The organism is Acinetobacter sp. V89_7, assembly GCF_029967895.1.
Taxonomy (GTDB): domain Bacteria; phylum Pseudomonadota; class Gammaproteobacteria; order Pseudomonadales; family Moraxellaceae; genus Acinetobacter; species Acinetobacter soli.
Genome location: NZ_JASCAJ010000017.1, coordinates 41,604 through 63,688, shown reverse-complemented (window position 1 = coordinate 63,688; position 22,085 = coordinate 41,604). Strand labels below are relative to the sequence as shown.

22 protein-coding genes are annotated in these 22,085 nt (G+C 34.8%); 13 read left to right on the top strand and 9 right to left on the bottom strand.

What is annotated here, in order from left to right; translation table 11 throughout:
• Together QLG00_RS01550 and QLG00_RS01545 are read left to right on the top strand one after the other, a co-directional pair.
• Positions 1-378 (top strand): diacylglycerol kinase, encoded by a 378-nt coding sequence (locus QLG00_RS01550; protein ID WP_004939730.1) that lies wholly within the window; start codon positions 1-3, stop codon positions 376-378.
• Between the two features lie 448 nt (positions 379-826).
• Positions 827-2,041 carry an integrase arm-type DNA-binding domain-containing protein gene (locus QLG00_RS01545; protein ID WP_282470387.1) on the top strand — a complete coding sequence of 405 codons (1,215 nt, stop codon included), beginning with the start codon at positions 827-829 and terminating at the stop codon, positions 2,039-2,041.
• Between the two features lie 349 nt (positions 2,042-2,390).
• Here QLG00_RS01545 and QLG00_RS01540 read toward each other — a convergent pair whose 3' ends face one another.
• The 3 genes from QLG00_RS01540 to QLG00_RS01530 form a co-directional block, all read right to left on the bottom strand.
• The gene (locus tag QLG00_RS01540) at positions 2,391-2,825 is read right to left on the bottom strand and encodes a hypothetical protein (RefSeq protein ID WP_088459313.1); all 435 of its coding nucleotides are present in this window, start codon (positions 2,823-2,825) and stop codon (positions 2,391-2,393) included.
• Between the two features lie 124 nt (positions 2,826-2,949).
• Positions 2,950-3,279 (bottom strand): four-helix bundle copper-binding protein, encoded by a 330-nt coding sequence (locus tag QLG00_RS01535; RefSeq protein ID WP_088459309.1) that lies wholly within the window; start codon positions 3,277-3,279, stop codon positions 2,950-2,952.
• 155 nt (positions 3,280-3,434) lie between these two features.
• On the bottom strand, positions 3,435-4,787 hold the full coding sequence (locus QLG00_RS01530; protein ID WP_088459310.1) for a KGG domain-containing protein: 1,353 nt from the start codon (positions 4,785-4,787) through the stop codon (positions 3,435-3,437).
• 376 nt (positions 4,788-5,163) lie between these two features.
• Here QLG00_RS01530 and QLG00_RS01525 point away from each other — a divergent pair, with 376 nt between their 5' ends.
• The 3 genes from QLG00_RS01525 to QLG00_RS01515 all read left to right on the top strand — a co-directional run bounded on the left by QLG00_RS01525 (position 5,164) and on the right by QLG00_RS01515 (position 7,653).
• Positions 5,164-5,604 carry a hypothetical protein gene (locus QLG00_RS01525; RefSeq protein ID WP_151746575.1) on the top strand — a complete coding sequence of 147 codons (441 nt, stop codon included), beginning with the start codon at positions 5,164-5,166 and terminating at the stop codon, positions 5,602-5,604.
• Between the two features lie 147 nt (positions 5,605-5,751).
• The gene (locus QLG00_RS01520) at positions 5,752-6,630 is read left to right on the top strand and encodes an SDR family oxidoreductase (RefSeq protein WP_088458872.1); all 879 of its coding nucleotides are present in this window, start codon (positions 5,752-5,754) and stop codon (positions 6,628-6,630) included.
• 54 nt (positions 6,631-6,684) lie between these two features.
• Positions 6,685-7,653 (top strand): class I SAM-dependent methyltransferase, encoded by a 969-nt coding sequence (locus QLG00_RS01515; protein WP_119025067.1) that lies wholly within the window; start codon positions 6,685-6,687, stop codon positions 7,651-7,653.
• A 43-nt stretch (positions 7,654-7,696) separates the two neighbouring features.
• On the opposite strand, the gene katE is transcribed toward QLG00_RS01515, so the two are convergent.
• Positions 7,697-9,832, bottom strand: coding sequence for a catalase HPII (gene katE, locus QLG00_RS01510; RefSeq protein ID WP_119025066.1), 2,136 nt, complete (start codon positions 9,830-9,832; stop codon positions 7,697-7,699).
• 63 nt (positions 9,833-9,895) lie between these two features.
• Positions 9,896-11,305, bottom strand: coding sequence for an iron-containing redox enzyme family protein (locus QLG00_RS01505; protein ID WP_088458871.1), 1,410 nt, complete (start codon positions 11,303-11,305; stop codon positions 9,896-9,898).
• Between the two features lie 230 nt (positions 11,306-11,535).
• On the opposite strand from QLG00_RS01505, the gene QLG00_RS01500 reads away from it, so the two are divergent.
• The 4 genes from QLG00_RS01500 (at position 11,536) to QLG00_RS01485 (ending at position 13,613) form a co-directional block, all read left to right on the top strand.
• Positions 11,536-12,021 carry a CinA family protein gene (locus QLG00_RS01500; RefSeq protein ID WP_088458869.1) on the top strand — a complete coding sequence of 162 codons (486 nt, stop codon included), beginning with the start codon at positions 11,536-11,538 and terminating at the stop codon, positions 12,019-12,021.
• Between the two features lie 231 nt (positions 12,022-12,252).
• Entirely contained in the window at positions 12,253-12,429 is a 177-nt protein-coding gene (locus tag QLG00_RS01495; protein WP_088458868.1) for a hypothetical protein, read from the top strand.
• A 94-nt stretch (positions 12,430-12,523) separates the two neighbouring features.
• Positions 12,524-12,844 (top strand): hypothetical protein, encoded by a 321-nt coding sequence (locus QLG00_RS01490; RefSeq protein ID WP_088458867.1) that lies wholly within the window; start codon positions 12,524-12,526, stop codon positions 12,842-12,844.
• 91 nt (positions 12,845-12,935) lie between these two features.
• Positions 12,936-13,613: a YetF domain-containing protein gene (locus QLG00_RS01485; protein ID WP_119025065.1), complete on the top strand. Its 678-nt coding sequence runs from the start codon at positions 12,936-12,938 to the stop codon at positions 13,611-13,613.
• Positions 13,614-13,875: 262 nt separating this feature from the next.
• Here the strand turns inward: QLG00_RS01485 and QLG00_RS01480 are convergent, their stop codons facing one another.
• From QLG00_RS01480 to QLG00_RS01470, 3 genes are all read right to left on the bottom strand, one after another.
• Complete coding sequence (locus QLG00_RS01480; protein WP_088458865.1) at positions 13,876-14,277, bottom strand: hypothetical protein; 402 nt, start codon at positions 14,275-14,277, stop codon at positions 13,876-13,878.
• Positions 14,278-14,554: 277 nt separating this feature from the next.
• Positions 14,555-14,809: a hypothetical protein gene (locus QLG00_RS01475; protein ID WP_088458864.1), complete on the bottom strand. Its 255-nt coding sequence runs from the start codon at positions 14,807-14,809 to the stop codon at positions 14,555-14,557.
• Positions 14,810-14,956: 147 nt separating this feature from the next.
• Positions 14,957-15,118 carry a hypothetical protein gene (locus QLG00_RS01470; RefSeq protein WP_162897576.1) on the bottom strand — a complete coding sequence of 54 codons (162 nt, stop codon included), beginning with the start codon at positions 15,116-15,118 and terminating at the stop codon, positions 14,957-14,959.
• Positions 15,119-15,796: 678 nt separating this feature from the next.
• Here QLG00_RS01470 and QLG00_RS01465 point away from each other — a divergent pair.
• From QLG00_RS01465 to QLG00_RS01450, 4 genes are all read left to right on the top strand, one after another.
• Positions 15,797-16,264: a hypothetical protein gene (locus QLG00_RS01465; protein ID WP_088458863.1), complete on the top strand. Its 468-nt coding sequence runs from the start codon at positions 15,797-15,799 to the stop codon at positions 16,262-16,264.
• Positions 16,265-17,219: 955 nt separating this feature from the next.
• Positions 17,220-17,663 (top strand): hypothetical protein, encoded by a 444-nt coding sequence (locus QLG00_RS01460; protein WP_119026655.1) that lies wholly within the window; start codon positions 17,220-17,222, stop codon positions 17,661-17,663.
• An 880-nt stretch (positions 17,664-18,543) separates the two neighbouring features.
• Positions 18,544-19,395, top strand: coding sequence for a trehalose-phosphatase (gene otsB / locus QLG00_RS01455; protein WP_119026222.1), 852 nt, complete (start codon positions 18,544-18,546; stop codon positions 19,393-19,395).
• Positions 19,383-20,819, top strand: a complete 1,437-nt coding sequence (locus tag QLG00_RS01450) for a trehalose-6-phosphate synthase (RefSeq protein WP_088458860.1) — start codon at positions 19,383-19,385, stop codon at positions 20,817-20,819. Before otsB ends, QLG00_RS01450 begins: the two co-directional genes overlap by 13 nt.
• A gap of 61 nt (positions 20,820-20,880) precedes the next feature.
• Here the strand turns inward: QLG00_RS01450 and QLG00_RS01445 are convergent, their stop codons facing one another.
• Entirely contained in the window at positions 20,881-22,071 is a 1,191-nt protein-coding gene (locus QLG00_RS01445; RefSeq protein ID WP_088458859.1) for an MFS transporter, read from the bottom strand.
• Positions 22,072-22,085: the final 14 nt, after the last annotated feature.

The following is a 22,085-nucleotide window of genomic DNA, read 5'->3' as shown; positions in this document are numbered from 1 at the left end:
ATGACTCCCTATTCCCCATTTAAAGGTAAACAAGGCTTAAAACGTATTTTCAATGCAACAGGCTACTCGGTGGCAGGCTTTAAATCTGCATTTCGACTAGAAGCGGCATTTCGACAAATTATCTTGCTGAATATTGTGCTGGGAATCATCAATTTCAGTTTGCACTTAAGTGCGCTCGAACATGCAATTTTACTGATTGTGGGACTACTGGCCATCATTGTCGAACTCTTTAATTCGGCTATTGAAGCAGTAGTTGACCGGATTTCTTTAGAGCGCCATGAACTATCCAAAAATGCCAAGGACATGGGTAGTGCTGCACAGTGTGTTGCGCTCATCATGATTGCCGCGACATGGGCAATTATTTTATTTTGGACATAAAAAAACCATGCTTATCCAGGAATAAACATGGTGAAAACCAGAAACTACAGCCTTTGTTTCTGAGTTAAGAATAAGCATTGAAACTTAAAATTAAATTAATCCACGGCTAAAAATTGATTTTTTAAGCACATTCATCATCAAATTGTGGTTTTTTAGTTGATTCTTTATCTTAAAGCCAAAACATCACCATAAAAAAAGACCGTGAGCAGGCTCACGGTCTTTTTAGATATTCAATCCCGATTGTATTTAAAATCGGGATGCGGTCGATATTACATCATGCCAATTAACGAGGTAACCTTCTCTAAATACAAATTACATGAAATAATATCCAATTGATTTAAAAAGGTTTTCATTCAAACCTTCCATAACAACCTGATACATGCAATTACCAATTTTTGTGAGTAAGATTGTGAGTAAGAACTTTCAAAAATAGCGTTACTCACACCTTATGTTAAACGACCTTAAAATCAAAAGATTAAAACAACGTGAAGAATTATACCGCGTGGCTGATCATTCAGGACTCTGTATAGAAGTCCGCCCATCTGGCAGCAAATTCTGGCGCTATCGCTATCGTTTCCTTACTAAAGCAAAAATGCTCACAATCGGTAAATACCCTGAAATTACTCTAGCATATGCTCGCTTAAAAACAATGGAGTATCGAGAGCAACTTGCCAAAGGAGTAGACCCATCAAACCACCAGAAGCATGAACGCCTTGAAGCAATCAAAGCAAATAATGGTACATTCCGTTTAGTCGCCAACGAATTTATGAATTCTCGGAAAGCTCAACAATCCAAGGAATGGGAACAACGCCGCAGCAGTTATTTTGAGAAAGATGTTTATCCTCTTATCGGTAATAAACCTATTCATGTGATTGACTCTATTGATATTAAAAATGTGCTTGATAGCACTATGGCAAGAATCAAAAAATCAGGAAGAGGTACAGGAGAGGTTAAAGGAATTTTTGTAAGACAAATCATCGGTGAAGTTATGGAATATGCAATTATCACAAAACGTATTTCTATAGATCCTACTTATATTCTTAGGGGTTACATTAAACAGCCAGATGTAACCCATGCCAGACCATTAACTGAATCTGAAAAAAAAGTACTTTTGCCTAAGCTCAATGCATACGGTGGCTTAATTAGCACACGAAATGCTATTAAAGCCGCAACATACACATGGCTTAGAAGCATTGAGATACGCCGAGGCAAAAAGGAATATATTGATTTTGAAGATAAGACATGGACGATTCCAGCAGTATCGAGGGCTGATATTTTGGCTGCTAACCGCAATATGAAAAAGAACAGAATGCATGTTGTACCATTGTCAGACCAAGCCATTGAAATCATAAAAGAGCAATTTGTGCTTTATCCTGATAGTGAATATATATTTGCGGGAGAAGACGGAGAAATGATGGGTAAAACTACATTGAATACAGCCCTGAGTAATATGAAATTAGAGTTCAGGATGCATACTTTAAGAGCAACTGCATCCACTGTGGCTAATGAGAATGGTTTTAATAAGGATTGGGTTGAAATACAACTTGCCCACGTTTCTGATAATAAAACACGCGCATCATACAATCATGCTCAATGGCTAAATGACCGTAAAACAATGATGCAATGGTGGGCTGATCATGTAGATAGTTGGGATAAGGACTAACTCTATATTTTACCTATAAAGGGTTACATCTATTAGTGAGTTAAAGTAATCCAATTATGGATGGGATTACTTTTTATATATAATTTAATTATTAGAATGATCCTAGACAAAACAATGGACAATACAGCCCCCATTAAACTTATGAAAGTGTAAAAATATTTTCAGTATCGCATATAACTCCTTTATCTTATATTTCGTATTAACATTATCCTGTCATGCCATATGATCTAAAGCTTCCTAATAAAACCCGAAGTCTTGCTTTTTTCCATCAATATACTTGGCTGAGATAAGCACATTTTGCAAGTCAACTCGTCACTTAACGACAAATTCACTTGATAAATTACTCAACTCACATTTCTTTCAGATTTTGTATGCCTATAAGCGAAAGATTTATAACATAAAATTGGCTCTCTTCACTGATAGCAGCAGCCACCTTCTGATCTATCAAAGTTTCTGTAAATTGGTGTGCATCATCTTGATGTAGATATCCAACAACTAATCCTTTCACTTCTACCCTAATTGCATGTTTATCTAATTTATTTGATGGCTCAGAAATAAGCCTAGCAGTGACTTCAACTAACTTTTCATGAGTTTCAGAATTTACAATTGACTTTAAATTTTCTTGGAAAGATTCTACCTGTGCTATTTCAAACGTATATAAAACATTATCTACAAATGACGCATTCTCAGATGTAGAAGTCGATAAAGTCTTGGTATTTTGAAATTTTCTAGTAAACAAAATGGTGAGAAGTATAATAATTACAGTGAGTATAAGAATCCACATATAGATATCTCCCCTCATTCACGATTAGTATTGATAATAATAAAACATTACATCATTCAGTATTTCATTGTGACTATCATAGCCTTCAGCAACATATGTCTTTCTTGATTTCCTAATAAATTAATTAAGCTACCATTTTGCGACATTCAATTGCACACAGATGACATACTTCAGCACATTGCTGACAGTGCTCATTATTATGCTTCCTACACTCCTCATTACAGTAATCACAAACTCTGGCACAAAGTTCACATATATCAACCAAGAAAAATGATTTTATTTGATTTGATCTTGCACATAAGCTACAAATTTCAGTACATTCTAGACAACGTTGAATACATTCACGCATCATCTCAACATCATTTTCTTTTAAGCAAAGATCTGCGCAAGTAGAACAGGTTAATGAACAGAAAATACAGACATTTGCACACTCTGAAAAATTAATCGTATTCATTTCATACTCCTAAAAACAACAAAGTGATTAATAATCAAATAACCCCTAATATTGAGATGAAACTGAAAAAGAAGTTGAGTAAATATAATCCACTCAACTTCTTTAATTAGATAACCATTTCGATATGATTATTAAGTTGAAAAATTGATATTTCTTTAATTGGTAAAGCGACCATACTCATCACGTTTTTGATTCGAATTACCACGTCCACTATTCCCTCGATTATCATAGTCATCATCCTCATTGCGGCTACGACCGCGGCCACCTGAACGGTTGCTACCACGATCATCATCGTCATCATCGCGACGGCTACGACCACGTCCACCTGAGCGGTTGCTACCACGATCATCATCATCGTCATCATCGCGACGGCTACGACCACGTCCACCTGAGCGGTTGCTACCCCGATCATCATCATCGTCATCATCGCGACGGCTACGACCACGTCCACCGGAACGGTTGCCACCATGATCATCATAATCGTCGTCATCATTGCGGCTACGACCGCGTCCACCGGAACGGTTGCCACCACGGTCATCATAATCGTCGTCATCATTGCGGCTACGACCGCGTCCACCGGAACGGTTGCCACCACGATCATCATAACCATCGTCATCATTGCGGCTACGACCGCGTCCACCTGAACGGTTGCCACCACGATCATCATAATCGTCGTCATCATTGCGGCGACTGCGGCCTCTACCACCTGAACGGTTGCTACCACGATCTTCATCGTCGTCATTACGGCGACTGCGATCACGTCCACCTGAACGGTTGCCACCGCGATCATCATCATCGTCATCATTGCGACGGCTACGACCGCGTCCACCGGAACGGTTGCTACCACGATCATCGTCGTCATCATCATTGCGGCTACGACCGCGTCCACCTGAACGGTTGCTACCACGATCATCGTCGTCGTCATCATTGCGGCTACGACCGCGTCCACCTGAACGGTTGCTACCACGATCATCATCGTCGTCATCATTGCGGCTACGACCGCGTCCACCGGAACGGTTGCTACCCCGATCATCATCGTCGTTATCATTGCGGCTACGACCGCGTCCATCTGAACGGTTGCTACCATGATCATCATCGTCGTCATCATTGCGGCTACGACCGCGTCCACCTGAACGATTTCCACCACGATCATCATAATCGTCGTCATCATTGCGACTACGACCACGTCCGCTTGAGCGATTTCCGCCCCGATCATCATAATCATCATCGTGGCTACTAAAACGACGATCATTTTTATGACTTAATGATCCCGCTTCACGCGCCTCATCAGATGTAAATTCATGAGCATTACCTCGTGAATGTGCAATACGGCCAGCGTCTCTAGCTTCTTCTGAAGTAAATTCATGAGCATTGCCACTCGCATGGGCGGCACGTCCTCCCATACTTGCTATTTCCTTTACTCTATCTGGATCCATACTTGCGAATCCACGAGTTGATGTACCAGAGTTATTATCTTGATCGTCTTGTCTTGAATTTTGATTAGCCATGATTATCTCTTCCTCTACTAATTATAAATGTGCCGATATATAGCGGCTATAATCACCATAGGAGATAAAATACTTTTTCCCAAACCTTGCTATGTTTCAATACTTTTTAATGTTTCCAACTTATTTTTTATAAATCCTATATCGTCATGTTATATAAATAATTTTTAAATATTAATTTTAAAAATTATTATTTAGTCTTTACGTTTGAAATAACACAGAGAATAAAGAATTAATAAAGACAACAAATAAACATTATTTTACAATCACAATCGAAAAGATTAAATTTGATAAAAAATAATACAAAGTAGATGTTTAAAGAAACAATTAAATTTAAGATATATAAAAATGATCGAATAATTTTTTCAGGAGTTTTAAAATGAATTACGAAATTGAAATATATTCTGATTTGGAACTAAGACTAACTTTTATTACTTTACTCAGCCCTGAAATTTTGCTGGCTCATCTAGACATTAATAATAACGACTGGCTAATATATGATTCAGACTCAGACTGGTTTTACAAAATAGAGAAAAAAGATATTACATCACCATTTCAGCGCATCATACATATTACTAACAATCTGAAAAATATTGAAATTTATACTAATTATCAATTATCCTCTGAGGCTCTACATTCTCATCAGCATCAACCCTCGATCAGTATAGAACAATTGCAATTAACCGAGAAAATAATTAGAGCAATACTCAATCTAGAGCTATCCACACCCATTGAAAATTTGACACAAGATATTGAAAATATAACAATTGTTGGAGATATTATTACCAGTCATCATCTTAAGATATTATCTCTCACCTAAAGGACATTTGATAAAAGATAAAATTTATATTTTCTTACTACCTTCTACGGAAAAAATACAATTCCAACTAATAAAAACATTGTCCTTACCAAAAATAACATTTTTTTGAAAGATGATAAAAAATAATTGAATTAAAGGACTCTCGATATGAGCAACAATCCGAATAAATATCCAACCTCTGCACCTGCTCAGGAACAATCACACCAACCTGGAAAGCAGCAAGTGATGCATCCAGAACCAGAAATTATTAAATCGACTCATCAGGGCAGTAGCAAACTCAAAAATAAAGTTGCCCTGATTAGTGGTGGTGATAGCGGAATAGGTCGCTCTATTGCCGTATTATTTGCTCGGGAAGGTGCTGATATTGCAATTATTTATCTTGAAGAACAAGAAGATGCTGAAAAAACTAAACAACTGGTTGAGCAAGAAGGTCAACAATGTATATTGTTTAAAGAAGATATAACTGATCCTAAAGTCTCGGAAAGGTGTGTTGAGGAAACTGTAAAGGCTTTTGGGAAAATCAATATCTTAGTTAATAATGCTGGCGTTCAGTTTCAGCAAAAAGATTTAATAAATATTAGTAATAAACAGTTGGAGAGAACGTTTAAAATCAATATTTTCTCTATGTTTTATTTAACCAAAGCGGTACTGCCTCTTTTAAAAGAAGGAGACAGTATTATTAATACCACCAGTATTACCAGTTATCACGGACACGATGAATTAATTGACTATGCCAGCACGAAAGGTGCAATTACAACATTTACCCGCAGTTTATCGACTAATCTCATGAAGCAGAAAAAAGGTATCCGTGTAAATGGTGTTGCCCCTGGCCCGATCTGGACCCCGCTAATTCCAAGTAGTTTTGATGCAAAAACGGTAGAGAAATTTGGTCAGGATACGCCTATGGGACGAATGGGCCAACCAAGTGAAGTTGCGCCTGCATACTTATTCTTGGCTTCCGATGATGCCAGTTATATTACAGGACAGGTTATCCACGTGAACGGTGGTGAAATTATCAATGGCTAAGCTAGCATAAAACCTCCTTTAGGAGGTTTTTTAATAACAATAAGAGGCACAAAAATGAATCAGCATTTAACTATGGAATGTATACAGCAAAGGGCTTTGCACTATTTACTCCATTTTTTAGAAGAACAGCATTATCGTTTTGCTGTTATAACACCGCTTAGTCATGAACGGATTTTTAAGCGTAAGAAACACTTATCGAATACAGTGAGGAGCTTAAAGGATATTTTTGGCTGGAATCTGCCCTTTTATCCTGAAGCTCTGGATCGACAACTTTTTATAATCTTAAAAAATGCCGACCTGATCCGTCTTGAAGATCAGCAATGGTTGAGTTCAGTTCGAGTGGCATCTCTAGATGAAAAGTTATTTATTCATTCGGCTTTCCCAACGCTTGAAACCGATGCAGTGTTCTTTGGACCAGATACTTATCGTTTTTATTATCATCTTAAACACTACTTACTCCACCAAACACATGTTATACAACGTAGTGTGGAACTCTGTTGTGGTGCTTCGCCTGTTGCCATTACGATTGCCAAGTTATTTCCTGAGGCTACGGAAATTTTTACTGCGGATATTAATCCTAAAGCACTGTTTTATAGTCAGGTGAATAAAGATTTTACGGGGTTGAGTAATATTTTCCCCACACAAAGTAATCTTTTTTCCAATCTGGAGGGTCATTTTGACTTAATCTTTGCCAATCCTCCTTATCTAATGGATTTGCATGAACGCCAATATCGGCACGGCGGTAATGCGCTTGATGGCACTGATTTATCCTTTAATATTCTCACCGAAGCAATCAAAAGACTGACGCCTCAAGGTACGTTATTTTTATATACTGGTATAGCGATCAGTCAGGATGGAAATAAGTTTTTAGAAACAGTCCATAGCTGGATACAAGATTATCCTGACTTTAAATACAGTTATGAGGAAATTAACCCTGATGTGTTTGGAGAAGAACTTGAACGACCAGCCTATCAACATATCGAAAGAATTGCTCTGGTTTTGATCAAGCTCTCTGCTGCCTGATTTTTAGTGATATTAAAATGCTCCATGACGGAGCTTTTTAGCATTAGGCTGGTATGGCTTCTGCCATGGCTTCCCTCGCCCAAATACGATGATGACGAAGTAACTGTTTCAGCTTTTCGGCCACATGACGGAAATCATCTTGCAATAGCGTGCCTTCATCTGACATTAAATTAAGTTGATCCAGTAATTCAGCTTTATCACCCAAGAATACAATTGGTTTTAAATGCTTATAGGCTTCCAGTAAATAATGCTTGGTCACACCATCCGCTAAGACAGCATCTAAATTATCGCCATCTGCAATCACCACAGCATCATAGATAATAGAAGGTTCTGCTTTCTGCATGCCATCAGAGGTAATTACTTCATCTCGTGACCCTTTTACTGGTGCCAGCATTGGCGTTAATAAATGCACAATGGCATTTTCCTGAATCGACCAGTTAATGATGGTACGTAATGTCTCCGCATTGACTTTGTCATGAATCAACACAGCGATTTTACGCCCCTGAATATCCTCAGGAATAAATGCCTGCATAGAAAGTTTTTCAGATTTTTCAATGCTGGCATGCTTAAAGGTTTCTTTTAAGTCTGGCACATCGATTCCGAGATTTTGCCCGACTTGCTTCGCGAGATCGGTATCAATATTGGCTAGCACTTCCTGAACTTCACGCTCACGGATATGTGGTCGCTGTACCTTACTTAATTCAAAAGTATAGGCATCGACCACATGTTTTTGCTCATGCGACGCCAAGCTTTGATAATACAAACGCGCTTGGGAAAAATGATCCGAGAAAGATTCACTACGCTGACGAATTTTGTGTCCATCAATGCGCTCCTGATAACTTTCAAAGCCGCCATTCTGTGCAGTAGCAGGAATCTCAATCGGCCAGTTGTTATCAATTGAATTAGGCTGATATGAAGCCTGACCTTTATGGATTTGATGCTGATGAATGCCATCACGCTGATTATTGTGGAATGGACATACAGGCTTATTGATTGGAATCTGATGGAAATTCGGACCACCCAAACGACTTAACTGAGTATCGGTATAGGAAAATAAACGAGCCTGCAATAGCGGGTCATTTGTGAAATCAAGCCCTGGTACGATATGCCCTGGGCAGAATGCAATTTGCTCGGTTTCTGCAAAGAAGTTATCCACATTACGATTCAACACAAACTTGCCAATTGGCGTAATCGGAACCAATTCTTCAGGAATAATTTTGGTCGGATCAAGGAGATCAAAATCGAAGCTCATCTCATCTTCTTCTTCAAGAATCTGCACACCCAGTTCCCACTCAGGATACAGGCCTTGCTCAATAGCTTCATACAGGTCTCGACGATGAAAATCAGGATCTTTACCTGCCAGTTTTTGTGCTTCATCCCAAACCAGCGCACTTAAACCCTGTTTCGGTGTCCAATGAAACTTCACAAAACGAGCTTTTTCATGGGCATCTACAAAACGGAAAGTATGCACACCAAAACCTTGGATAGAACGTAAATTACGTGGAATCGCACGGTCAGACATCGCCCACATCACCGCATGCGCGGACTCAGGCACCAGTGAAACAAAATCCCAGAAAGTATCATGCGCAGTCGCCCCAGTCGGAATTTCTCTATGTGGCTCAGGTTTTACTGCATGAACGAAATCTGGAAATTTAATCCCATCCTGAACAAAGAATACCGGGGCATTATTGCCGACCAGATCAAAATTGCCTTCTTGGGTATAGAACTTAATGGCAAAACCACGAATATCACGTACTGTATCCGCCGAACCACGTGGCCCCTGAACTGTCGAAAAACGCACAAAAATAGGTGTTTGTATGCTTGGGTCAGTTAGGAAACCCGCTTTGGTAAACCGTTCATTGCCTTCATAGGCTTGAAAATAACCATGTGCACCGACACCGCGCGCATGCACAATCCTTTCTGGAATACGCTCATGGTCAAAGTGCGTAATTTTCTCACGCAAAATAAAATCTTCAAGTAAAGTTGAGCCTCGTACACCTGCTTTTAGGCTGTTCTGGTTATCTGCAATTTTTACCCCTTGATTGGTCGTTAATGCTTCGTCGGTGGCATCACTTCTTACCTGATCAAGCTGTCTAGTTTTTTCAGTCTGATTACTTTTGTCTGGTGTATTCCCAGCTAAAGTACTTTTAGTATTGTTATCTTTAAGATCGTCATTCATTGGGCTACCCTGTTTTATTGTTGGCTAAATAAAATGATTAAATGGTGTTGTGGTTTTCCTGACTTAACGCGATGAAGCAGTTAAATAAGGAAATAACAATTCGGCATACTTCTGTGTACTCCATAGGCCTATACTTTTGTGATGAGATTCGGGGCCAAGAAAAGGCGTCAATTTACATATCTTGAGTGCAAAATTGTCTGTCTGGCTAACTCTGGTTTGTAAATGTTCCAGTTCGCCCTCCGAGATGTAACTGTATAGATAATCAAGTAATGGCTGTTCTTTACTTAGGCTATTCTTATAAGGCAAGATATGGGTTGAGTATTGATCGCCAGCAATCCAGTCATGAATAATTTGTCTTTCTGCAGGTGTAAATACACCATACATCTTCCCATCTTCATGGCTAATCATGCGCCAGAACGGACTTTCTTCAGGATCACAATTGAATCTTATCCAGCGCTTTTCGACCAATTGATCGATAAAACTCCCAATCTGTTGTGGATTGGCTAGCCAATGATTAATTGATTTGCATCCAACAATTTGTTTTTCGTTATGAACAAGTTGCCCAATTAAGGCTTTGCGTTTTAAAATTTTATGAACAGAATTTTCAAGATTCAGATCTTTAATAATTTGTAGTGAGGACATACCTTGCTGATTTAAGGCATAACCTCGTTTTACCTTCGCCATAAAAGCTTCTTTATTTTTATATTTTTTATAAACATTTTCAAAAGCTTTTAAAGACTTGTGCGCATGACCATTGTCCAAATTATCGATGGTAATATGCAAATTGAAATATTTGGCTTCAATTCCCAGCTCTGTGAGCTCATAGTTGGTAATTAAGAGATGTAAAGGAAGCTGCTCATAGCCAAGATTAAAACCAATGATTTCAGGAATAAACTCTGGTGGTGCATAAGCTAAAGCCAGTTGAACTGCTGAGTGATGATAATACTCGTCGTCTAGTAAAAGCTCAAAATCATCCAGTCCCAATACACGCAATAAATCATCATAGATACAGACATGGTTGGACGTTGCCTGTCCCAGACCGAGCTCTTCTAGATAAATTAAAATAAGGTCATGAAAAACAGGATCATTCCAATAATTTACGAGGCTATATAGCCAAGAACCGTCTACTTTTTTTACAGGAGCAACTTTTAATAAAAATTCAAATGCCTGCCCGATGTTTTTAAAATATTCTCGCTGGCTCCCTGCTTTGCGCTGGCATAAATAGTCTTGATAGCTGAGACATACTTTACGATTTTCATTGTTATACCAATTACGGATTTCCTCAATCTCATTAGGTAAAGAAATCTTATTCGACTTCATCGTATCAAATTCTTGTGCTAAGAAATTAACTGCTTTTTTCTCTTTTTCAAAGTTAGATATATCCCCATCAAAGAAGAAAGAAACTAACTCGTAATAATTTTTATGATCGTCGTGCAACAAATCAAGTAATCTTTTTTTTACGACAACAGGCATTTCCATTCTCCGAATCGAAAATATAAATTTACTTTACGTTGCTCATGCTTTATTCCTACTAACATTTTGTTAAAACAAGTTAAGATTGAAACAAATAAAAATCAAATACCTTTTATATCAACAAAATAGGAAAACCACTTTTTTACATTTCAATATTTTGAATTATTTAATCAGAAAATAAGTTGAAAAATAATTAATAATTTAAGTAATAAATTTGATGAGAGAAAGAGATGTTTAAAAAAACATGCGAATTACTGGCTCAAAAGAAAATTTCTGTATTCTTTATTGAAAGCACTTCTGCAGGTTATTTATCTTATCAATTTTCTTTAAGTCCCTTTTCTGGAGATATTCTTATAGGAAGTTTGGTTTGTTATGACTTAAAGGTAAAAGAAAAGGTGCTAAAAATTTCTCCAAATCTAATTAAGAAATATAGTGCTGAATCCATTCAGGTCACAGAAGAGATGATAAAAAAGGGAAAGAAAATCTTTAAATCAGATATTTATATTTCCTGCACTGGATTACTCAAGAATGGAGGCTCTGAAAGCAAACAGAAACCTGTCGGAACATTCTTTTACTGCATAGATTATAAAAATAAAACTTATATTTTCAAAAAGATATATCATGGATACCCCACCAAAAAGCTAAAAAAACTACTCAAGGATATATGCTGTAATATTGTTAAGATTATCAATAAAAAAGATATCCAAAACAAATGATATTATTCTTTGTTTCAGTTTGTTAATTTATTATAAACTTATATTAAGACTGTTCGCTTCAAAAACAAATACAAATACTTAACTTGTTAAAAAACATTATTTCTATAAAAAAACTGCATTACATTTAAATATACTGAAACAGGCTTACTCCATTTTATATAAACTTTTATGTTTTAATTTAATCATCTGATTTACTCAGATAATATCTAAAACTAGATGAGGTGTACGATCATGAGTAATACAAATAATCAACGTAATGAAGAGCGTAATAATCCACAGAAGCAAAATCAAAAAAATGACAATCGTCAACAACAGCAACAACAGGAAAATGGCAACCGTCAGCAACAAGGATCTCATCAAAAAGATTCTAACCGCCAAGGATCAAATCAAAATAATCAACAGAAGTAATTCTTAATTGTTTTAGATCTATATAGATTTAGGAGAATAAAATAAATATTCTCCTAAGTTTTATCTAAGCTGGAAAGTTTACTGGAGAATTATCATGACAAATCAAAATTTATCCAATCAACAGAATCAAGGTTCAAATGTGAAGATTGATCCAAATGATCATTGGCGTTCTAGTTATTTGACACGTCCTTATTATCAAGAAGCTCAACTCGACACACCAGACCTTGATTATGATCGAGATTTTTCAAAAGCCTATGAGTTAGGTAGTCGTGCACGCTCTGAACATGACCGTAGTACGCAATTTGAAGATGTTGAAGGCAGTCTTAAAGAATCTTGGGAAGAGCTAAAAGCTGAATCCAGATTAAAATGGGAACATGCCAAGCAAGCTATCAAAGATGCTTGGGATCGAATATAAAATCGATCATTGGATAAAAAAATGAGCTTATTTAAAACATAAGCTCATTTTTTTCAGAGTTTAATTACTTATTATAAAAATGAGAAAAACCATGAATATTATCGATATTTTTCTTTATGACACCAGTTGGGATCTTGTTCTTGAGATCATTATTCGGTGTTTTGTCATGTTTCTTCTTATTCTGATTTTCTTAAAGCTCTCTGGTAAACGTGGCATTCGGCAATTATCAATCTTTGAAGTCGCCATCATTCTGAGCCTAGGAAGTGCTGCAGGTGATCCGATGTTTATAGATGATGCACCTATTGCCCAAGCTTTTGTGGTGATGTGTACCATTATTATTTTATATCGTCTGATCACTTGGATCATGATGAAAAGTAAGAAGTTTGAAATACTCTTAGAAGGAAAACCTTTATGCATCGTAGAAAATGGCTTAATGGTGATTAAAGATATCCAAAAAGAGAAATATTCACATGATGAATTTTTTGCTGAAATGCGTCAACAAAGTGTAGAACACTTAGGTCAAGTCAGAGTTGCCTTACTGGAAACAGATGGTTGTTTAAGTTTATTATTTTATACAAAAGAAGAAACTAAGTGGGGTCTCCCCTTATTTCCTCAAGATTATAAAAAGGCTAATTGTCTGGAAACTGAACTTTTTTATTCGTGTATGTATTGTGGAATGACACAACGTTTATTTAGTCTAGAACAAGAATGCGTTCGATGCAAAGGTAAAGATTGGGTTAAATCTTTGCAGACACCACATATCAACTGAACTAATTGTAAGGGATATTACTCTTTAAAATTAAAAATCTTTGATTCTAAAAACCATATCAATTGGAGGGAGGATTACCATATCAAATAGTCACTCAACTGAATGACCTTATCCATAATCACTACTTTAGACCATTGTGATCATGATTGATTGTACTGATCTATAACAGGGCTAATTCCTTGCTATTAAATCTGTTCGACAATAATTTTATCTCATCCCTCACTACTAACATCAACTTCTTTTAATATATAACTTAGCCATCTTAAAGATATTCTTCACCATTATTTTCAAATTTGTTAACAATATTTCCATGATCATCATAATAGTAATGAGGAACAATTACTTTACTTTTCGCATTTAAAAGGTCTTTTTTAATAGGAAAAGTTATTTTCTGAATAAAACTTGCAAGCCATAAAATATATTCTGTTTTGTTTTTACTTTTTGGTAAAATACTGATATCCAAATTTAAAGGTAAGTCACTAGAATTCATCAATAAATCCTCAAAATTTATATAATTATAAAGTATCTTAAAATCAGTTTTTTTAATCTCATTACGAAGTTCAAGCATTAAATTATTCAAATCCACTAAAGGTTCATCTATAAACCCCTTTGAATTTTTAACATTGGCATATATATTTTCAGCTAATTTTAAATATTGAGGCATGAGATTATTCCTTTAGTTTTTGTATTAAAAGAGTTTGCTATAAGTTAGGTTATTAATTGTTAATATTGATTGGACTTATGCTACTAAAATAAAAAATGTGATACATAAAAACCACACAATAATTGCTAAATATATCATTAATAATTAATAACGTAAGCAACATCACATAATTCAAAAGTTAGCCTTACCCTTGATTCTATCAACGCTCCTGAAAAGTTGAAATTTTTATTCAAACTTCAACCTTTATCTATAAAATAATTATATTTAGTTTTTACAGCTAAGGAGTTTTTTGCGTAGTTGCACTTTCAGTATGCACTTCAGATGTACTATTTTCATTTGTTACAGGTATAGACGCATCATGTTGCATATCATCATGCAATTGATTGCTATGAGTGGGTGATTCAGGTTGCATCGAATGAGGCGTAGTCGTTTCTTGCCGTAGAGCTGAATTATCAGTCGTTTTATTTTTTTCACATGCTACAAGCGTGAAAACACAACTCAGTACTAGACTTTTCACTAATAGATTATTCATATTGTTTACCTCTCATCTTGTGGTCGTAAATTTAGATATATTATTCATATCTAAATCGAATCAAATTTCAGAATCTATAACTTCAATACATTCATAATGTATGTGATTAAAATAAAAAGAAGCTTTTGATCAAGCTCCTTTTTATATTTATTTTAAAAACCTACTGAAAACTTTCTTTCCCTTCGCTTCCTCACTGTGATTAATATCGGCATTTTCTTTCTCATCTGATAATTTAGCTTTATCTTTATGAGATTTATAATAGCAACCTAAAGCAACACCAGTTCCTAAGATAATGATCATTTTTAACATAATGAGCCTCTTAATTAATTTAAAACAACTTTATAATGACTGCTTTTTATGTAAACTTTACCACTACTTTATTATTATTTTTAAAAAATAAGAAACTTTATGTAACCATAAAAAGTAATTTTATTATTTAAAAAGCTATATAAACCACCAATATCATTAAAATTATAAAAAAACCCATGCTCAAATAAAAATCTAAAGCAAACATTTAGTAACAATTTTAGAAGATAAAAAAATAATACACAATAAGAAAAATGCCTTCTAATATTTAAACAGCATCAAATAATAAAATTTTAAGACAACCAGATCAAAAGCTTACAAAATATAATAAATTAATAATTAAATACAGAATTGTTTTTCCACTCAAAATAATAAATAACTATAAGTCATGGTATTAAAACTATAAATAAGGCAAAGAATTTCAATATACTTATTATTTACGATTATATTTTGTGCACGGTTTATTCAAAATTAAATAAGAATAGGTTTCGATTTAAAAAAATAAAAAATTAGCAAAAACAATTATTTATTAATTGGCTAGCGAATTAAATCTAAGTATCATTTAGCTCAACGTTTCACAAACCTCCTACTAATAACAATAAGTCGCACAAAATATACAATTTAAAACATAAAGTATTTCATAATTATTAAGTATTAAGTAATATTTAGGGAAAGCATAACATGTCACAGTATTTAAGTATTGCAGAAAAAATATATAATAAATTAAAGAAAAGTAAAGAGTTCAGCACTGATTCTCTTGAAAATCTTAACATCTTAATTATTGAAATACGTAAAGAAATAAAGAGTACTAAATTAAAACTGCTTTATAATTTTATAGATTTCGAGGAATGTTTAAATAAACACGAATCTGAATGTAAAATAAAATTGGATATCAGCTTAATCCCGAATATAAAAAATGAAGGTGAATTCATTTTATGGTTAGCAGGATTTATTCAACGAATTACAACTGATGGTAAAAGAAAACTACCTCCTATTCGTAAAGATATACCACCAGAGTTCAAATATACTTCGTCTAAAGAAAAAAAGAAGTATCAGGCAAAGATACCTGAGTATTCAAAAAGTGGAGAAATGATTAATTCTTACTTTAAATCACATGAGTTTATGGAAATCTTCAATAGCCACTATTAATTCAGAAAAAAAACGTTCCTGCACTTCACACTTCTATAATTTTCTGAATCTTTCAGTAACCGCTCTTTAAAGGCAGCTTTCTTTTATATAAAACAAATAAAATGTATAGCCATAACAAAAATAACTGATGAATACGGTGATTTTGTTATGGCTATAAATCCTTACTATTTATTTTATCCTTTATACATATACATTTTCAAAGCATCATGCGAAGCATGTCTTGCTTGATCCCAAGTTAAACGTTATTTCTTTTGCCTGCTCCCAATTAATTCTTAGTTCTGGCTCTACATCTCCGAATGCGACATCGGAATCACATTCATAACGTATTTCATAGCTTATTCGATAAGTATTTCTGTTGTATCGATCATAATCTAGATCTGAATATTTAGTCTTTGCAAAATTTTAATAAGACTAATTTACATAATTTTGTTCCAATAACTATCCTCTACAGTAATATCAATTATTTCACCAACAGCATGTCTAACCAATTCATCGACTCCAGTACTTAAAGCACCTACAAGTGTACCACCTAAAGCTCCCCTTCTAGTTTCTACAAGATGTGAAACAAGTTCACCTCTGATTGAATTTGCTTAATTATTAAATTAAAATTATCTTGTTTATCATTAATAAACTAATCATTTTCCTTAAATTTCATATAAATATTTTCAGCAATTTTTAGACATCGAGATATGGAAAAGTTCTCTTAAAGTTAAGTACTTTAGTTTATTATGAAATGAAAATTATTCATTCCAAATATGTAAGTAGTATAAAAATCGTGCAATATTTTTAAATTGTTTGAAATAATTTATCGGTTGACCAATCGCTAGCCAGATAAAATTTTTATTCGTATTACAACTAGTAATAGTCTTAACAATTCAACCAACAAATTTAGTAAAATCTTACATTTAATAGTTTTTACTATATAGAACTTATATTACTTTAAAAATTAGATCAAATGGCTTATGAAAATGATGTTCAAACACTTTCTCGTATTGCACAAGCTTTCCGTGGAGCTTTAGATCATATCACTCAGGGTTTTATTACAGGAACGTTTAGTAAATTTCCAAAAGAATGTGGAGCCGATGCTTGCGATCTATTACAATACTATTTGCTCAATGTTCACAACATAAAATCTGATTATCGTGTCGGGAAAGTTCAAATTTCTGCACGAATGCCAGAAATTGCACACTGCTATTTAAGCGTGAATGGGATCATTCTTGATATCACCGCGGATCAGTTTCATAAGGAATGTTTTCCAAGAGTCATTGTATGTGAAAGTGGAGAATATCCTTTGACTCCTTATTTTAAATATATCCGTAGTAAGTCTGGTCAGAATCTAGTGCCATTAAATAATTATCTTGAATCAATTTATAAACAAGTGATAAAAATTTTAAAATGATTGTAATTTATATAACATGATGTACCCACCCTTTCATTAGATTTCCATTATTATATATATTAGAATCAAAATACAAACAATTTAAAAAAGTAAATTTATTTCATAAGAAACAATGAATATAAAATTTACACTTTTAACAACCATAGTAATTTACTTATTATCAAGCCAAAATACTTTAAAATCATAAAAATAATTTACGCAATTAAATTTTATAAAAAATATATTCAATCTTATAAATAATCTCATCTCTAATCAACATTTAATAAATATCTTTAAATACAAATTAAAAAATTTATTACCACAAAAAACCAACCCTCTAATTTTCCAGAATTTTACTTATTAGTTTGAGTATTTACGATTAAATTAAATTTTAATCCATATATACTTCTAGATCTTCAATATATTAAATCCGAGTTTTACCAAAAAAAATTTATACTATTATTATCAAATATTTATTACCAAATTAAATTTCCTAATTTAATAGCTTCCCTACACCTCCATAGATAAATACTTATCAGTGCTTCCTAGTGAATGTATTTTTTATTTTAATCCTAATTTCAGGTTTTTAATGGTATTCATTGGCACAAGTAATAAGACCAAATCATTGAAAATTAAACTAATTTTATTTATCTCTACTCTCGTCAATTCATACAGAATACTGAAAAATATTTTAAAAGATTTATTGAAACAGGACTGTGCACGATATAAATATTACTTACCAAATAATTTTATATTAAAAATGTAAAAAAAATTTACGATGTATTAAAAACATTACAAATGTAAATTATGTTCTGCTTGTGTTTAATTATTGACAAATCATCTATTATATATAAATTTTCGCTCTACAATAAAAATAAAATAGTGATAAGAGATATTAAAATTGAAAAATAAAATAGTGGAATTAAGTTCAAATTTAATTTTTTTACAGAATCTGAGAGATAAGCTTAGCTCAATTTATAATAAGCCATGTCTGTTCTTAGATATAGATGGAACTTTATCTGATTTTCAATTAAATCCTACTGAAAGTTATATTCCGACAAAGACTTTAAATATTTTAGGAAAAATTATTTCAAAGGAGATTCCTGTTGTAGCTGTAACAGGACGAGATATTGATTCTGCACGTAAATTATTTGGATCAATTCATCTTCCAATTGCTGCATTACATGGATTAGAAATATATCTTGGGAATGAAAAAAAAATACATACCCCAAAGAATTTTTTAGAAATTTCAAATATTTATAAAATTTTAGCTCAAGCATGTATCTCATATCCAAGTTTACTGATTGAAAACAAGAAATCTTCAATTGCCTTACACTACAGAAAAGCTCCAGAGCTAGAAGATATAGCGAAAAAAATAATATTAGAAAGTCAAAAGATGTTCCCCAACCTAAAGTTAATTCAAGGGAAATTCGTTTATGAATTATTACCTGCGCAAGCCAACAAAGGCTTGGCAATCAAGGAAGTTTTATCTCATTTAAACCAGTATGAGGTTTACACACCAATTTTCATTGGCGATGACGTCACGGACGAAGATGGTTTTTATTTTGTGAATCAGGTGGAAGATGGCATCTCAATCAAAGTCGGTCAAGGGCTTACCCATGCCAAATACCAGCTTCAAGACACAAAACAAGTACATGATTTTTTAGAATTATTTTTAGAACATATTAAGAATTATGACAATAATTTTAAGGGTAACAACAACTTAGATGGAGAGAAAACATGTCTAAATTAATTATTTTATCGAATCGAGTCAGTATTCCCGATGGGCAAAAAACTACCGCAGGTGGGCTTGCAGTCGCTATACAAGATGCATTAGATGATATTGGTGGTGTATGGCTCGGATGGAATGGCGAACGAGTTCATAAGCAAGAGGAAGTACATTTTAATATTTTTCGGAAGGATAAAGTTGATTATGTCACCTGCCCTTTAACAAATTCTCAATATTCAGATTATTATGCAGGGTTTGCCAACAATTCACTTTGGCCTGCCATGCATTATCGTTCAGACCTGATTGAGTTTAAAACATCAGAATACGAAGGATATCAAAAAGTAAATTCTTTATTCGCTCAAAAACTTGCCGAAATTGCAGATCCAGACGATACCATTTGGGTTCATGATTATCATTTTTTAAGTGTGGCGAAATATTGCCGTGAACTCGGTATGCAGAATAAAATTGGATTTTTCCTGCACATTCCTTTTGCACCTTTATTTATCTGGCAAAAAATTCCATGTGCTCAACAATTGATTGAGGATCTATGCCAATACGATGTGGTGGGTCTACAAACAGATAAAGATCAAAAAGTGTGTATGCAAGTATGCACATCTTTATTGAACGCACAGAAAATTCAACAAACTTTGTTAAGCTACCATCAACGTTTAACCATAATTAAATGCTACCCAATTGGTGTAAATCCAACAGCGATTCAAAAAGCGGCCCATAAGTTTGTTGATGTACAAGACTTCCTTACCCGTCCAGTAGAGCTGAATGCTGCAAAAACCATTATCGGCGTAGATCGGATTGATTATTCAAAAGGTTTACTGGAACGTTTTTTGTCCTATGCAGAGTTCTTAGACAAATATCCTGAGTATCAGCAGCATATTCAACATTTACAAATTGCTTGCCCATGCCGTTTGGAAGTTCCAGCTTATCAACGTTTATTTGAGCGTTTCAAGATTAAGATCGAGATGATTAATCAGGAATTTGCTCAGCAAGACTGGCAACCCGTGGAATGTATTTATGATGCAATGAAACATCATCATTTGATGCAAATCTATCGTCAAGCAGATGTATGCTGGATCAGTTCAATACGAGATGGAATGAATCTAGTCGCGAAAGAATATATTGCCGCGCAAAATCCATCAAATCCTGGTGTACTGATTCTATCCAAATATGCAGGTGCTGCAGAGCATATGTCAGAAGCACTACTGGTTGATCCTACCGACAAAACGGCAATGGTCGATGCTTTAAAAACAGCTCTGGAAATGCCACGACAAGAGCGTATTTCACGCTACAAACAACTGATGAAAGGTTTAAAAGATTTTGATATTAATGACTGGCGCAATGCATTTCTTAACGACTTACAGAACAAAACCGCTGTGCAGAATTTCAGATTTCTGGGAATGCGTAACGTTAACCCTATTTATCAAAATTTATAGTACTTCAATTTGTAAGGAACTGGCAGTATCCAGATATTGCCAGTTCAATTCACTATGATGCTTATTTCACATAAGTATACCGATTTAAAGCCACAATCAATAATAATAGACCAGATAGTGCCATAAATACTGTACTTAGGCCAAACAGCTCACTCACCATTCCAATGAAAGCAGGTCCAACCAGAATACCCGTATAAGCCATAGTCGAAACACACGACAAGGCAACTGCGCTTGCCATCATCTTCTGACGTCCAGCACGGGAAAACATGATCGGGACGATGTTAGAACAACCTGCGCCAACCAATGTATAACCTACTAAAACCAGCCACCAACGAGGCGCGATACTGACCAAAGCCAAGCCTAAAGTTGCACAAATCGCGCTATAGGTTAAAAGCTTTTTTTCACCAAAATAACGGATCAGATAATCCCCCGTAAAACGTCCTGTGGTCATGGCAATCGCGAAGAAGGTATACGCCAATCCCGCAAAAGCGGCATTAACTCCATATTGTTGCGTTAAATAAATACCACTCCAGTCCATCGCCGCACCTTCCGTCATGAAAATGATGAAGCAGGCAATACCAATTAATATAATCAAAGGTTGTGGCAGACGCTGGCGTATCGACTTTTTCACTTTCGATGACGCTTCAAGAAGGGTGTTTTCTACAGCTTTTATGTTGTATGGCACTGAAAGAAAAACAATAATTACCAACAGTAAACTCACAGCAAATGCGCTTATAACAGACGAAATACTTAAAGCAAGCAATGCAGTAATCGTCAGTACCCCAGCTAATCCGCCTAGACTCGCCATACCATGAAAGCCAGACATCAATGATTTTAAGCTATTTTTCTCAACCACTACGGCCTGAATATTGAGAGCGACACCCAGACTTCCTGCTGCTGTACCAAATAAGAATAAGGTGATCGCCATCATTAACGGCGTGCTCAATAAGCTTAGGCTTGGCAATAAAACGGCAAGCAAAAGTAAAGCGAAACCGATCGGCACACGACAACCAATACGCTGAACAATTTTACCTGTTGCAGGCATAGCTAGCATTGCACCTAAGCCGCCGCATAATAGCAACAAACCAAAATCGGCATGATTAAAATGCAAACGTTGCTGGGCAAAAGGAATCAGCGGCGCCCATGCAGCCGTGGCGAAACCCAGACCGAAAAAGCTAAAACGAGTTGAAAGACGTTGAGCACTTAATTGAATTTCAGGATCAATAAGAGCAGTTCTGGAAAAAAGGATCATTTAATACCATCCAC

Coding starts and splice junctions, on each gene's coding strand:
- QLG00_RS01490 (WP_088458867.1), top strand. CDS start 12,524: ATGACAAATCAAAATTTATCCAATCAACAGAATCAAGGTTCAAATGTG.
- QLG00_RS01505 (WP_088458871.1), bottom strand. CDS start 11,305: ATGCCTGTTGTCGTAAAAAAAAGATTACTTGATTTGTTGCACGACGAT.
- QLG00_RS01515 (WP_119025067.1), top strand. CDS start 6,685: ATGAATCAGCATTTAACTATGGAATGTATACAGCAAAGGGCTTTGCAC.
- QLG00_RS01475 (WP_088458864.1), bottom strand. CDS start 14,809: ATGAATAATCTATTAGTGAAAAGTCTAGTACTGAGTTGTGTTTTCACG.
- QLG00_RS01535 (WP_088459309.1), bottom strand. CDS start 3,279: ATGAATACGATTAATTTTTCAGAGTGTGCAAATGTCTGTATTTTCTGT.
- QLG00_RS01460 (WP_119026655.1), top strand. CDS start 17,220: ATGGCTTATGAAAATGATGTTCAAACACTTTCTCGTATTGCACAAGCT.
- QLG00_RS01450 (WP_088458860.1), top strand. CDS start 19,383: ATGTCTAAATTAATTATTTTATCGAATCGAGTCAGTATTCCCGATGGG.
- QLG00_RS01480 (WP_088458865.1), bottom strand. CDS start 14,277: ATGCCTCAATATTTAAAATTAGCTGAAAATATATATGCCAATGTTAAA.
- QLG00_RS01465 (WP_088458863.1), top strand. CDS start 15,797: ATGTCACAGTATTTAAGTATTGCAGAAAAAATATATAATAAATTAAAG.
- katE (WP_119025066.1), bottom strand. CDS start 9,832: ATGAATGACGATCTTAAAGATAACAATACTAAAAGTACTTTAGCTGGG.
- QLG00_RS01495 (WP_088458868.1), top strand. CDS start 12,253: ATGAGTAATACAAATAATCAACGTAATGAAGAGCGTAATAATCCACAG.
- QLG00_RS01540 (WP_088459313.1), bottom strand. CDS start 2,825: ATGTGGATTCTTATACTCACTGTAATTATTATACTTCTCACCATTTTG.
- QLG00_RS01530 (WP_088459310.1), bottom strand. CDS start 4,787: ATGGCTAATCAAAATTCAAGACAAGACGATCAAGATAATAACTCTGGT.
- QLG00_RS01485 (WP_119025065.1), top strand. CDS start 12,936: ATGAATATTATCGATATTTTTCTTTATGACACCAGTTGGGATCTTGTT.
- QLG00_RS01545 (WP_282470387.1), top strand. CDS start 827: ATGTTAAACGACCTTAAAATCAAAAGATTAAAACAACGTGAAGAATTA.
- QLG00_RS01525 (WP_151746575.1), top strand. CDS start 5,164: ATGAATTACGAAATTGAAATATATTCTGATTTGGAACTAAGACTAACT.
- QLG00_RS01470 (WP_162897576.1), bottom strand. CDS start 15,118: ATGTTAAAAATGATCATTATCTTAGGAACTGGTGTTGCTTTAGGTTGC.
- QLG00_RS01520 (WP_088458872.1), top strand. CDS start 5,752: ATGAGCAACAATCCGAATAAATATCCAACCTCTGCACCTGCTCAGGAA.
- QLG00_RS01550 (WP_004939730.1), top strand. CDS start 1: ATGACTCCCTATTCCCCATTTAAAGGTAAACAAGGCTTAAAACGTATT.
- QLG00_RS01500 (WP_088458869.1), top strand. CDS start 11,536: ATGTTTAAAAAAACATGCGAATTACTGGCTCAAAAGAAAATTTCTGTA.
- QLG00_RS01445 (WP_088458859.1), bottom strand. CDS start 22,071: ATGATCCTTTTTTCCAGAACTGCTCTTATTGATCCTGAAATTCAATTA.